The sequence below is a fragment of the Vibrio penaeicida genome, from assembly GCF_002933855.1.
Lineage (GTDB): Bacteria > Pseudomonadota > Gammaproteobacteria > Enterobacterales > Vibrionaceae > Vibrio > Vibrio penaeicida_A.
In genome coordinates, this window is record NZ_BFAQ01000031.1 from 72,805 (window position 1) to 85,824 (window position 13,020).

General features: G+C 42.1%; 14 protein-coding genes. 10 read left to right on the forward strand and 4 right to left on the reverse strand.

The window, feature by feature from the left end:
* Window positions 1-67: 67 nt before the first annotated feature.
* Window positions 68-478: a GFA family protein gene (locus VPNCDNU1_RS18215; protein ID WP_104401638.1), complete on the forward strand. Its 411-nt coding sequence runs from the start codon at window positions 68-70 to the stop codon at window positions 476-478.
* A 206-nt stretch (window positions 479-684) separates the two neighbouring features.
* Window positions 685-1,344 carry a hypothetical protein gene (locus VPNCDNU1_RS18220; RefSeq protein ID WP_104401639.1) on the forward strand — a complete coding sequence of 220 codons (660 nt, stop codon included), beginning with the start codon at window positions 685-687 and terminating at the stop codon, window positions 1,342-1,344.
* Between the two features lie 139 nt (window positions 1,345-1,483).
* Here VPNCDNU1_RS18220 and VPNCDNU1_RS18225 read toward each other — a convergent pair whose 3' ends face one another.
* Entirely contained in the window at window positions 1,484-2,032 is a 549-nt protein-coding gene (locus tag VPNCDNU1_RS18225) for a cysteine hydrolase family protein (protein WP_104401640.1), read from the reverse strand.
* Between the two features lie 96 nt (window positions 2,033-2,128).
* Between VPNCDNU1_RS18225 and VPNCDNU1_RS18230 the strand changes: the two genes are divergently transcribed.
* From VPNCDNU1_RS18230 to VPNCDNU1_RS18250, 5 genes are all read left to right on the forward strand, one after another.
* The gene (locus tag VPNCDNU1_RS18230) at window positions 2,129-3,043 is read left to right on the forward strand and encodes a GlxA family transcriptional regulator (RefSeq protein ID WP_104401641.1); all 915 of its coding nucleotides are present in this window, start codon (window positions 2,129-2,131) and stop codon (window positions 3,041-3,043) included.
* A gap of 8 nt (window positions 3,044-3,051) precedes the next feature.
* Window positions 3,052-3,471 carry an N-acetyltransferase gene (locus VPNCDNU1_RS18235; protein WP_104401642.1) on the forward strand — a complete coding sequence of 140 codons (420 nt, stop codon included), beginning with the start codon at window positions 3,052-3,054 and terminating at the stop codon, window positions 3,469-3,471.
* A 15-nt stretch (window positions 3,472-3,486) separates the two neighbouring features.
* The gene (locus VPNCDNU1_RS18240) at window positions 3,487-3,963 is read left to right on the forward strand and encodes a GNAT family N-acetyltransferase (protein WP_104401643.1); all 477 of its coding nucleotides are present in this window, start codon (window positions 3,487-3,489) and stop codon (window positions 3,961-3,963) included.
* Window positions 3,964-4,152: 189 nt separating this feature from the next.
* Entirely contained in the window at window positions 4,153-4,893 is a 741-nt protein-coding gene (locus VPNCDNU1_RS18245) for a substrate-binding periplasmic protein (protein ID WP_104401644.1), read from the forward strand.
* 84 nt (window positions 4,894-4,977) lie between these two features.
* The gene (locus tag VPNCDNU1_RS18250) at window positions 4,978-6,522 is read left to right on the forward strand and encodes an ATP-binding protein (protein ID WP_167404830.1); all 1,545 of its coding nucleotides are present in this window, start codon (window positions 4,978-4,980) and stop codon (window positions 6,520-6,522) included.
* A 232-nt stretch (window positions 6,523-6,754) separates the two neighbouring features.
* Here the strand turns inward: VPNCDNU1_RS18250 and VPNCDNU1_RS18255 are convergent, their stop codons facing one another.
* The 3 genes from VPNCDNU1_RS18255 to VPNCDNU1_RS18265 form a co-directional block, all read right to left on the reverse strand.
* On the reverse strand, window positions 6,755-7,093 hold the full coding sequence (locus tag VPNCDNU1_RS18255; RefSeq protein WP_104401646.1) for a DUF3316 domain-containing protein: 339 nt from the start codon (window positions 7,091-7,093) through the stop codon (window positions 6,755-6,757).
* 318 nt (window positions 7,094-7,411) lie between these two features.
* Window positions 7,412-9,331 carry a monovalent cation:proton antiporter-2 (CPA2) family protein gene (locus VPNCDNU1_RS18260; RefSeq protein WP_104401647.1) on the reverse strand — a complete coding sequence of 640 codons (1,920 nt, stop codon included), beginning with the start codon at window positions 9,329-9,331 and terminating at the stop codon, window positions 7,412-7,414.
* Complete coding sequence (locus VPNCDNU1_RS18265; protein ID WP_104401648.1) at window positions 9,331-9,948, reverse strand: NAD(P)H-dependent oxidoreductase; 618 nt, start codon at window positions 9,946-9,948, stop codon at window positions 9,331-9,333. The genes VPNCDNU1_RS18260 and VPNCDNU1_RS18265 overlap by 1 nt, the downstream gene beginning before the upstream one ends.
* 462 nt (window positions 9,949-10,410) lie before the next feature.
* Here VPNCDNU1_RS18265 and VPNCDNU1_RS18270 point away from each other — a divergent pair, with 462 nt between their 5' ends.
* The 3 genes from VPNCDNU1_RS18270 to VPNCDNU1_RS18280 all read left to right on the forward strand — a co-directional run bounded on the left by VPNCDNU1_RS18270 (window position 10,411) and on the right by VPNCDNU1_RS18280 (window position 13,005).
* The gene (locus tag VPNCDNU1_RS18270) at window positions 10,411-11,484 is read left to right on the forward strand and encodes a serine hydrolase domain-containing protein (RefSeq protein ID WP_167404831.1); all 1,074 of its coding nucleotides are present in this window, start codon (window positions 10,411-10,413) and stop codon (window positions 11,482-11,484) included.
* Window positions 11,485-11,755: 271 nt separating this feature from the next.
* Window positions 11,756-12,412, forward strand: coding sequence for a Qnr family pentapeptide repeat protein (locus VPNCDNU1_RS18275; protein WP_104401650.1), 657 nt, complete (start codon window positions 11,756-11,758; stop codon window positions 12,410-12,412).
* Window positions 12,413-12,612: 200 nt separating this feature from the next.
* Window positions 12,613-13,005 carry a hypothetical protein gene (locus VPNCDNU1_RS18280; RefSeq protein ID WP_104401651.1) on the forward strand — a complete coding sequence of 131 codons (393 nt, stop codon included), beginning with the start codon at window positions 12,613-12,615 and terminating at the stop codon, window positions 13,003-13,005.
* Window positions 13,006-13,020 lie beyond the last annotated feature (15 nt).

Consider the following 13,020-nt stretch of genomic DNA (forward strand, 5'->3'; position numbering starts at 1 on the left):
GTCACATTACTTAGTGCTGATTCGCTTTAAAGTATATAAAAAATCAAAAGCTTATGTAGGAAGTAATATGTACAAAGGAAGTTGCTTGTGTGGCGGTGTCGAACTTTCAATACAAGGGAAAATAACCGACATTATTCATTGCCACTGTTCTCTATGTCGAAAGTCCAGTGGTACGGCATTTGCGACCAATGGGTTTGTGAATACGAGTGACTTTGAAATCACTAAAGGCAGAGATTTACTTGGTTTTTTCGAAGTGAAACCAGGCAAAAAAAGGCATTTCTGCCAACGATGTGCGTCTCCGGTTTACAGCTCCAACAACGAAAATCCAAGTCAAATCCGCATCCGTTTAGGCATTTTGGACTCTGATATCGAGGAAAAACCCATTTCTCACAATTTCGTGACCTCAAAAGCGAATTGGGACAGCTTGAACGAAAAACTTCCTCATTATGAGCGGCATGAGCCCAGCCGAGATAAATAGCTTCTCTTATTGAGAGTAGAGGATCGAATAGGCAAAAGAGGTTCGAAGAAAATGTCATGCACCGCTCACTAAATAATGAACTTAAATATTTGGTTAATTATATGGGAGCTTAGCGCTCCAACAGAATGCATATGATACTGTGTGATTACTGTGAACAAGACACTGTTAGTTTCTTTCCATTGGCAATCACATAAGGTGGTATCTATATGAAATCTTTTCCTAATATGCAGCAACCTGATGGAAGCCTTTATTGTGGGGCGTATTGTGTCGTTGCAACGCTTTATGCCTTCGATAAGCTACCATTTACTGCGCCTCCATCTTTGAATCGCTACGATATCCAGACAAAGTCCTTTTCAGGGCCAAAGTTGGATATTGTAGACAGTTCCAACTTAACCGATCTGGCGCTAGAGCTGTATAAAGTGACGGGGATTCTTACGAAAGGAACGAATCCAGAATATGGTCATCATTCAGAAAGTTACAACTCATTGGGAGCGATGCTTTATATCTTGCAAGAGTGTGGGCTAAAAGCCGAGGTCGTATTTCAAGACCAAGCTGCTTTAGAAGCCATTCAAAAGAACTTTCCTATAGAGTTTGAGTTGATAGAAACACTCGGTTCGCCCATAGAGATATTAGCTAACGATCCACCAAGCCCTAAAGCGTCAACCCCAAAAGATAGCGTGTTAATATCCGTTATTGAGCATAGTGATCTCCACTATGTTGCAAACAACGACAGAGGCGAATGGTTCGATTCTGATATGGATAATCACCTTTACCATTGGAAGCCAATTGAAGAGTGGAAGAGCGACCAAGAAGAAAAGCGCGAAGGCGCGTCTTGGTACGGAGTATCCATTCGAGTTCGTGAGTAGCTGCCAACCTACATAATCGTGCGTATATAACCTTGAAATCTAATACCTCGAAACCTAATACCTCGAAACCTATAACCTTGAAACCTATAACCTTGAAACCGAAGCATCGAACGGTGCTCCGGTTTCAAGGCTTATAAGGTTATGCTTTGGACAAAAACGCAGCCAGAGGTTTGATGTTCGCAAGTAAGGTTAATTCCGCCAATGCCGTTTCATGAACGATATAGGCTGGAATGGTTTTATCTCCTAACTCCAACGCTCTTGTTGCGCAAGCATCCTGAATCACCGTGGTTTGGAAACCGCGCTCCATGGCTGCTCGAGTTGTGGTACTCACACACATGTGAGTCATCATCCCTGCGATAACGACATGCTCGACTCCGAACTGGCGCAGTGTGCTTTCAAGGTCGGTTTCCCAGAAAGAGTTAGGGTAGTGTTTAGTCAGCACCGTTTCCTGAGATTTGGGAATGACTGTGGAGTGAATCTCTTGCCCTTTTGTGTCTGGCAGCATAAATCCTAATTCAGAGTTTGCAGCTAAATGCTGAATATGAATGATGGGGCGGTCTGCATTTCTAAACTCATTTAGTAATTGCTGCGCCTTAGTGGCGGCTTCTATCGGGTTTTCTAATGGCAGAGCTCCGCCTTCAAAGTAATCGTTTTGAATGTCGATTAGTACTAACGCTGTGTTTTCCATGAGTAATCATCCTCGTTGAGTATTAGTTCAATGTACGCTCTGACTGGTGGATTATTAATGGCGTAAATAGACTTTTTGTGGTTAAATTTCGCCAATATGAAAATGCTTAATATCTATATACTGACGTTTCCCGAAGTGATGCCTTCAGCCTTGCAAGGGTTAAAAGACTTGTTTCGAATTGCTAACCAGCATGTCGGGAGCGATTTTTTTATCGTTCAGGAACTGTCTTGTGAGAGTGCGTTGCCTATTGATGGAAAAGGGCTCATTTTTATACCGCCTTGTTTATCTGATGAATTGCCCGATTTCCAATCGGAGGATGTGATCTCACTTATCCAAAGCTGGCACCGAGCAGGAGCCGTCATTGTGTCTTCTTGTGCCAGCGTATTTTGGTTAGCGAATGCAGGATTGCTTGATGGGAAATACGCCACTACGCATTGGCGGTTGTGCGACCAGCTTGAAAAAGCTCACCCTTCAATTGCTAAAGTCTGCGCGCATGAGATGTTAGTGGATGAAGGAAAGGTGGTCACAGCCGCGGGGCTGTACGCGTTTCAAGATTTGGCGTTGCATGTCATGGCTAGATACGCCAATTTTGAGTTAGCAAAACAAGTCGCGGATTACTGTTTACTGGATTTTAAAGGCAGAATGCAGGCTTACTATCAAAGATTCATTCCCGAGTTGACTCATGGCGACGCCACTATTGTGAAAGCGCAACAATATTGCGAGGTGCACTATCGGGAAGAATTATCCGTTTCAAGCATTGCTAAGCACTGTCATATGAGTGAGCGAAGTTTGTTGCGCCGATTTAAAAGTGCGACGGGTTATACGCCTAAGCAGTACATTATTCAGCTTAGGATAGAGCGCGCTAAGCAATTGATAGAACTTGAACATATCACCATTGAAGCTGTTGGCGCATCCGTAGGGTATTTAGACGTCAGTAATTTCACTAAATTGTTTAAAAAAACAACGGGGATCACCCCTGCTGAATTTAAACAGCGATCCGGAAAAAAATAAGCAAAACTATGATTAGACCAATTAAAAACCAAGAGATTGAAGCCGTATTAGACATATGGCTGACAGCTTCTATTCAGGCACACGACTTCATCAAAGCAGACTTCTGGAGAAGCCAGCTAGATAACATGCGAAATGTATACCTTCCCGCATCGGAAGTCTGTGTTTATGAACAAGGCGGTGACATTGTCGGGTTCTACGCATTGTATGAAGACAACTTAGCTGCCATTTTTGTTTCCCCAGAGTGTCAGGGAAAAGGCGTTGGGAAAGCGCTCATCTCTGATGCAAAAGCGCGTCGCCAATCGCTTACTTTATCGGTTTACAAGGATAACCACGCCAGTTATCAATTTTACCTTTCACAAGGCTTTAGAGCGGTCAGCGAGCAAGATGATGAACATACTGGGCATCCAGAGATTACAATGACCATTTAAATTGAGGCGAGGTACATGGAGTTACTCTCATTTAAAGCAAGTTACGCAGCGCAAGTAGAGGCATGGTTTCCGACTAGAGAAGAGTCGTTGATGTGGGGTGGCAGAGTGTTTGGCTGGCCAATTTCCACGGAAAAAATGCTCCAACGTTCGCAAGAAAAGGATTTAACGTTTTTTGTTTTGCTAGAAAAGGAGGAGGTTGTTGGTTTTATCGAGCACAACAAAGTGTCTGAAAATGAAATGAGGCTATGTCGAATCGCCATTAACCCTGCCTTTCGTGGTAAAGGTTACGGGAAAAAACTGGTTCAGCTTTCGGTTGATAATATTTGCCAACACGGTAAATTCTCGGTGGTTTCACTAGCGGTTTTTCAGCACAACGTTATAGCAAAAAAGTGCTATGAATCATTTGGGTTTCAAGTCAGTGAGCGAGGGCCTCATTTTAAAATATTTGATGGCGAGGAATGGCCTCTGTTTCAAATGGTTTTAGCACTGTAATACTTACGTCACCCTTTTTTATTCGTTCTTTTTTATCCACTAATTCAAAATGATGTGTTCCATTTTTGATTTATTTCTCCTCATTTAGGCAGTCAAATTGTATAGCTTCTATACTTTTTTAACATGAAGTCGCTTTACCGCTCATATTGAGTAGGTTAAAGCTTGTGCCAGAAAAGAGAGATAAAAATAATGAAAAAGTGGGTCGTGATTTTTTTTGTAATGTCCTGTCATTTCTTCGCTAGTGTGAGCGTAGCTGAAGAAAAAGCCGTTAATGTCGGGTTTGTTGTGGGCATTCCACCTTTCGTTGTGGGTGATTCAGGTATTTTAGTGGACCTAGTTACGGAAGCGCTTGGGAGGTCGGAGTACAAGGTTGTAAATTATGAATTCCCCAGCAAGCAGTTCGATCAAGATCCTCTTAACGCGTTTGAAGAGCTTGATATCTTCATCGGTACACCGCTTAACTTCAGAGTCGATTATTCCTACGGAAAGGTTTACGAGTTTGATAACGTAGCCGTTTCTAAAGCTTCTAGCCAGCTAAAAATAGACAGAATTTCTGACCTTAAAGGCAAATACATTGTTGGTTTTAACAATGCCAATCAACACCTAAAAGAACCGTTCACCACTTTCCATAGTCAGGAACTAAAAAATTGGGAAGGGTATAGAGAAATTGAAAATCAGAAATCTCAATTTGATATGCTGATGAAAGACCGTACGCAAGTCATTCTTTTAGATAGAAGTATGGCGTATTACTACGCCCGCCAAGCAGGTGTAAAAAATATGGAAGGCTTAGTTTTCCATGAAATATTCCCTCTCAAAAATGCCATTTACGTTGTAGGCCGTGATCAAGAGTACATCCAACTTATTTCTTCTAATCTCGAAAACATGAGAAAAGATGGGACGCTTGATGAACTGCTAAACCGCTACCGATAGTTTTTTATGGATAAAGAAGGGATGACTCAACCTATACTTCCTAGGGCTAGGTCTATAAATAAGCGTTTAGCGTTTAGAATCGTGATGTTCAGCTCGCTAGTGACTATTTTTATTACCGCTTTCCAGCTGTATACGGATTATGCGATTGATAAAAAGAACATCAACTCCAGTCAGGAATACATCTTTTCATCCTACCAAGATGCGTTGGAAACCAGCCTGTGGGTATTAAATAGTGACCTCATTGAATCGCAAGTCAATGGGATGATCAGCATCCCTGAAATAACGTATGTTCATATTGAAAGTAGAGACGGCGATGTTTGGAGTTCTGGCATTAACTTGGACAAGCATATCGTCAAACAATCGGTCGTTTTACAACATGAGTATATTGGTGGAAAAGTGGTTGATATTGGTCGGTTAACTATTCAGTCCGACTTAAGCGTTGTCTATCAAAAGTTGCTCAATAAAGGTTTCCTCATTCTTATGTCTAATGGCCTGAAAACCTTCTTTGTTGCAGGGTTCATTATATTTATGGTGAGCCGACTGGTGACTAAGCCTCTCAATCAGATGAGCCAATATTTTAGAGGGTACCAATTTAAGCAAGTTAACCCTCCTATGGTGATTGAAAGAAACAAGCAATACGGTGATGAGATTGACTTTATGGTCTCCATCGTAAACAAAATGTGTTCGGAACTCACTCAATCCTATGACGTTTTAATGGAATCTCGAAAGCAGTTAGCGGAAGCATTGGATGACAAGCAAAAACTTTTAGAGCAAGAAATTAGCTTTAAAGAAAACCTAGAGGTGATGGTTCAAGATAGAACTGCCATATTAGAATCGACGTTGGAAGAGCTGAAAGCAGCTCAAAAAAGCATTGTTGAGCAAGAGAAAATGGCATCGCTAGGTGGTTTGGTGGGCGGCGTGGCACATGAGATAAATACGCCACTGGGAATCAGTATTACTGCCAGCTCGTTCCTCGAAAACCAGATAAAAGGGCTGTCTGAGGATTTTGAATCTGGAAAGTTGACGCGTTCAAAATTTTCAGCATCGATGGGAGACATTGCAGAGTCGGTTTCGATATTAACGTCGAATTTACAACGGGCAGAGGTTCTGGTTTCGAGTTTTAAACAAGTAGCGGTTGATCAATCCGATCAGTCTTATCAACGCTTTTTGTTTAAAGAGCATCTAGAGAAGCTTATTGTTTCGCTTTCACATGAACTAAAGCTTCATAGCGCTAAAGTAGATGTTCAATGTGAAGACAGTTTGAGTATCGAAAGTTACCCCAGTGCTTATGTTCAAATCTTCACTAATTTAATCACAAACAGCTTGAAGCACGGGTTCGATGATTGGGATGGGGAAAGGTGTATTTCTATCGCCATTACATCGAATAGTAACAATTTGGTCATCGACTATCGTGATACGGGTAAAGGTATTTCAAGCGAAGTTAATAACCGAATATTTGAGCCATTTGTGACAACAAAGCGAGGTAAAGGTGGCACAGGGCTAGGGGCGAACATTGTCTATAACCTTGTAACCCAGTTACTCAAAGGACAAATCGAAAGCAATAGCGATATCGAATCTGGCGCTCAATTTATTATTACTGTTCCTTTAGGTTTAGCTTCTCTGTCCTGATATTTTTTCTAAATACCTAGTCGAAGGTTGAATTTTACTTAGTGGTGCGGGGCTTTGAGCTCTTACATCGGTCGGTGCAATCTTTTTTCACCTGAGGTATGGCCGTTGGCAGGATGGGCTGCCAGCAACGATAACGTTGGTATTATCATCCATTCTATTCATATTGTAATTAAAGAAACCGGGCTAAGTCGCCCGGTTTTGCTGTTTCAAGTAAGGTCTTATTGAGTTCCGATTAGCTGTCTTTGGATTCATATTGGTAGTCGACATCAACAATGGCACGAAACTGAATTTCTCCGCGCTTTTTTGAAAAAGCTTCGATGTGTAGTTCCACATCTTTCACTTTTACGCTGTTGTAAATCACAGTGGTGGCCGAAATGGGTAACTTATTCGTCAGTTGGTTAGACGTCATTTCGTTGATTTCATCCATGAGAGTATATCCGGCGTTTAATGCCTGCTCCTGCGTGGCATAGCCTTCAGTTGTTATCGAAGTTGCACTGCTGTTTAGTTGGTTACTAGCAAATACAGTAGAACTCAGTAGCATGGTTGCTGCTAACACGGTTACTTTCTTCATAACAATACCCCTATAAGCTTATTTTACAAACGAATCGGTATTTACAAACGAACCAGTATTTAGGAACGACCCGGTTCTTGGAAGTAGACCAATTCTTGCGATTGGACCAGCCTGAAAATCGCTTCAGCTTCACTTACAGTTAAGCAAGTCGTTGGCTTCGCTATCCCCAAGCTGGTAGTACTCATATTACGGATTGTTATGTAAAGAGTCCGTCAAGCTGTGTAAAACTCTCTAGAGTATTGGTAAAGATCTGCCCATGTAAAACAAGGGAAGGTCAATTCCCTGTCTTCTGTGATTTTTGGTCAGAATTTATAGCCCTTAATCTTCAAAATCTTTCAAATAGTCTTTTGGAGGCGGTGTCCAGCTTCGCTCTGTTTGATCATGCGTGCCACGCCTATTACTATGCAAAGAAGTTTTCAATGTTTCTTCTAATTGCATAAATAACTTACGATAGTTGTTATCGAAACGCTGTTCGCCGTCGGACTCCCCTAACCACGCTTTGAAAAGCTGTTCAGAACCTTCTTGTTCCACATCGATATACGCCGCTTTCTGTTGCTCCACCTGAAAAGGATGCATTCCTATATTGCGCAGCGCTTCTGCACCGATTTCCAGCGCAGCATGAAAGGTTTCTTTTTCAATAAAATCCGCGCCCGCTTGGCGAAGGTGGTATTCATGAACCCGATCATAAGCCCGAGCCAGAACTTTTACCTGTGGGTAGGTATGTTTCACGTATTGCACTAGCTCGACAGCACTTTCCCGCGCATCCATTGCCACAACCAGCAAGCTCGCTTCTTCTATACCTGCGGTATGCAGAAGATCGGGGCGAGTGGCGTCACCAAAATAGGCTTTGGTATTGATTTTACGCAGGTTATCGACTTGCGATGCTTCGCAGTCCAACACGACGGTTTGAATATGGTTACTCACAAGGAGGCGATTCACGATCTGACCGAATCGACCAACACCAGCAATGATGACTTTACCTTTCTCTTCAATGGTGTCTTCTTCACGTTGGTTTTCTGTATCCAAGTACTTTGGCACGATGACTTTATCAAACAGAATAAACAGCCCCGGCGTTAGGAACATAGACAACGCCACCACCATTGAAAGGGTTTGAGCAAGCTCGGTTGGGATCACGTGGCTTTGTACGGTAAAGCTCAACAACACAAATCCAAACTCACCGGCTTGTGCGAGGCTAAGTGAGAAAAGCCACCTATCGCTGGCTCGAATACCAAACACAAAGCTTAAAATGAGTAGAACGAGCGCTTTGAGCATCATAATGCCAATGGTCATTCCGATGATGTCAAAGAATTGGTTGCCCAAAATATCGAAGTTAATTCCCGCTCCGACGGTGATAAAGAACAGCCCCAGTAAAAGGCCCTTGAACGGATCGATATTCGATTCCAGTTCGTGGCGAAACTCACTGTTGGCTAATACTACACCCGCAAGGAAGGTTCCAAGTGCTGGCGATAGCCCAACCAAGCTCATAAGCGCGGCAATACCGACAACCAGCATCAGTGCTGTAGCGGTAAAAATTTCTCGTAGACCAGAACTGGCAACAAAGCGGAAAAGAGGTCGGCTGGCATAATGCCCTCCTACCACCAGTGCAACAATGGTTACGATGATGACAGATCCATAAGCCCACCCGGGCAGCCCCGCAACCAAACTCATTTCTTCGTGGTGATCGGCTGCAGCTTGCGCGGCGCTTTGGGCTTTTTCTACTAATTCAGGTAACGCAAGAAGTGGAATGAAGGCCAACATTGGAATAACGGCAATGTCTTGGAACAGCAATACAGAGAACGCGTTACGGCCTCCTTCTGTTTTCGATAGCCCTTTCTCATTAAAAGTTTGAAGAACAATAGCAGTAGAAGAAAGCGCGAAAATAAGACCAATACTGAGTGCGATGGTCCAAGGCTGTTGCAACCACAGAGAAATACCCATTACCGCAGCGGTAGTTAACCCAACTTGTAATCCCCCCAGCCCGATTAAACGGTTTTTCATCGACCACAGCATTTTGGGTTCCAGCTCTAAACCGACGAGAAACAGCATCATGACGACCCCGAATTCGGCGAAATGCTGAATGGTGGTGGTTTCTTCACCCACTAATCCGATAACTGGACCAATAATGACACCGGCAATCAAGTAACCCAATACGCTGCCTAACCCTAAACGCTTCGCGATCGGAACCATAATTACGGCCGCGACAAGGTAGATAAAAGCTTGTAAGAAATAGCTGGTCATTACGCATCCCCTTTAAGCAATGGTGAAAGGTCTTGGGTGATTTTCTTCATAGAAGCAGCGGCTTCAAGATCCACCTTGTCTTCAACTAAGGCGTTCAGAAGTGTTTGGTATTTTTCGGCATGACCTTTAATTCGCCCTTCTTCGGATGCGGTGCGGGAGCCAAACAAAACAAATGGGGCAAGGTAAACCATCCCCGTTAATGAAGACATTTGCTGTAGAGGCTGCAGTAGCTCACCGATGGTGAAATGGTTAAAGCCGTCTGTGCAGTAGGCTTCTTCCTTTCCCCCTGCTGAGGTGGCACACATGAAGTATTTGCCATGCAGCTCGGTTCCGGTCGAGCCATAGGCAAAGCCGTATTCGAGCACCAAGTCTTGCCACTCTTTAAGAATGGCAGGGGTGGAGTACCAGTACATTGGAAATTGAAATATCACGATGTCATGGTCGCGCAGTCTTTGTTGTTCTTTATCTATATTGATATTGAAGCGCGGGTATTCGCGATAAAGGTCGATAGTGGTTACACCTTCCACGCTCTGCGCGGCATGAAACAATGGCAGGTTTACTTCTGAATATTTGTGCGATGGATGAGCAAACAGAACCAGTACTTTCTTTTGGGGCATTAGAGTTTCCCTTTCGTGTTTTTTATACGAATACCATACAGTTTGTATCAGGTGTGTAACAACACCATTAATTTGAAGAAAGTAGTCGAGAAAAGAGTTGAAAATTTGGCTTTCGCTCACGATTCTCGCTTTTTAATAACCAAAATCCATGTAGTGGCGTTTAGGTGCGCTAAATAGTAACTAACAGTTATATTTATACTTATCAATGGGTTGGTTTCCTATATGAGCTTTAATGTAGTGCAATCTACTGGGGGTGGTTTTGCACAAATAATATTGTACATATGACCATTTTAAAGTCGTTGAACTTAATTAAGGTTTGTACGTCTTATCTAGTGCGTTTTAATTTTTATTTAATGTTGTTTTTTGCAGTTTTTTATACTTTTATCATTAGCATAAAGGCAGTGGTGGATTATAAGAATAGAAATAAATTTAATTGTTATTTTATTATAAAGGATTATGTCTATGACTGTTTTAAAGATTTTGGGGCTTATGGTATTAATCACTATAAGTGGTTGCGGTTCAAATAATAAAGATTCTTCTATCGATGTAAAAAGTACTCTTGCTGAAACATTAGATAACTACCTGAATGTAACTATCCCAGACTCGGGACCTGGCATTGCCATTTCTGTTATTAAAAATGGAAAGATTGAATATATTGGAGTAAAAGGGCTAGCCAGTAAACCCCAAAATATTCCAATAGGTTTGGATACTGGGTTTCGTTTGGCCTCTATAAGTAAGACCTTTACTGCGCTAGCCATTATGAAGCTTTACGAAAAAAAACTTATTCAATTGGATGATTCGATACTGAAATTCCTCCCTGAATTACCATCCTCATGGCAGGGCATTACCATTCATCACCTATTATCGCATCAGTCTGGCATCCCCGATTATAATAATGACCCCAATCTGGGGGATTGGCTTGATGGTCAGACTAATAGCGATGTATTGCAGTTTTATCTTTCTCATCCAGAATTATCTTTCGAAGCGGGGTCGAAGGGTGAATATAGTAACGTTGGGTATTTTCTACTTGCAGAGATCTTTATTAAGGTAACGGGGACTCGTTATGAGGATTATATCCAGCAGGTTTTCTTTGAACCATTAGATATGAATAGTAGCTATGTCGCTGATGAAACCACATCGCCAAGAGCCAATGATGCATTAAATTTTGCACAAAATACCACTTTCTATGGAAAGAACAATTTTACTAATGGGGCTAACGGCATTGTTAGTTCAATTAATGATCTAAATATTTTTATTTCAGCGTTACTAGGAGGGAAGGTAGTCCAACTTGAAACGCTTGAGTTAATGTTACAACACCATACTCCCAATTTATTGAGTGGCAGTGATTACGGTTATGGGTGGATGCTTGCCCCTCAAGGAAGTGATGCTTTTTCACATGCTGGTGGTCATGATGGATTTAGAACTTGGTTACTAATAAATAGAGATAAAAACATTCAAGTAATAATTCTTGGTAATGGTGGGGAACTAACTGGGGATCACGGAAAGCTATCCAAGCTTATGAGCTCATTTTTATAGAATGCCGTTCAATCTTGGTCAGTCAATTGAATAACGCACTTGAACAATTGGCGAAAGTCAGTTTCTTCGAACGCCTCGCTATCGAACAAAACTTTTTTCTGCGCTTGCTGCTTCGTTCATCAGGAAATGAGGGTCCTAGAGTGGCTTCTAGGTGCCTTAAAATGGCGATTTTGAGGGGTTTTAAGTTGATGATTTTTAAGGTTTTAAATTGTTTGTTTTTCAATGGCTTAATCGGTAACGTAGCGGCGTCCAATTAAACGTGAGAGAGAACATGGAATTTAAACAAAAGCACTTTGTATCCGAAAGCTTCGTGCGAACCGATATGTCGGAATGGCGTTTTACTCAATGTACATTTGACCAATGCGATTTCTCGCGAGCAGATTTAAGTGACGCCGTATTTACTGATTGCCAGTTTTTTAAGGCAGACGAGATTGAAGGTTGCCAATTCCAATACACAAACTTGAAAGACGCGAGCTTTAAAAACTGCCAGTTAGCTATGGCCCAGTTTGTTGGCGCGAATTGCTTAGGTGCAGAATTTAGAGAGTGCGACTTAAAAGGGGCGAATTTTGTAAAAGCCAATTTTGCCAATCGAGTAAGTCACCAAGTCTACTTTTGCAGCGTATTTATTACTGGCTGCAATTTGTCGTATACCAATTTCGAAAATGCCTGCATCGAAAAATGCGATTTGTTTGAAAATCGTTGGACAGGTGCGCTTTTGCAAGGTGCATCACTGCGTGGATCGGACTTATCCCGCGGAGAATTTTCGGAAGACGCTTGGTCTCAATTCCGCTTTGAGAATTGCGACTTAACCCATACAGAGCTTTACGGGCTCGATCCGAGAAGGGTTTCTTTAAAAGGCGTGAAGATATGCGAATGGCAACAAGAACAGCTTTTGGAGCCACTTGGTGTGATTGTTTTACCAGCATAAAGCACGTCATTCTTTTAAGGAGATGTGTCGAATTCTTGCGATATAGCGCAGAATTTCGCGAGCTTCTTGATGATTTTGTAATCTCGGGCACACCAGATCAATAGGTTATGTGTTAAATTTTATCTCCACTTGGATATGAGCTTTTTAAACAAGCCATACCCGATCTGAACAAGAAGTTTGCGTTGAAATAGGATGTTTTGATGTTTAAAAAAGTGGATGTTCCGAGTATGACGTCAGCAGGGCTAAAAGTAGGCGACTCTGTGATTTCATTAGACCGAATTGAAGAACTGTATGTGAAGGATTACACCACCATAGATAAAGTGAAACGGGCTGCACTCATTGCATTTGTATTTGGTTTTGTTGCCTTGCTTGTCCACCCGTTGTACGCCGGATTGCCTGCCTTTTTGTTGGTGTATTGGTACGCGTATGCCAAATCCCCCATCTATGAATTACGCGCTGTTGTTAAATCGGGAAATCCTGAAACCGAAGATTTGGATACTGGTTTACATAAAACCGTATCTAGAGAAGACTATATCTTGGTGATCGAAAAATTCCACGCTCTCAAAGCGTACAATGAAATGACGGCACATTAGCTCTGCGCCAAATGC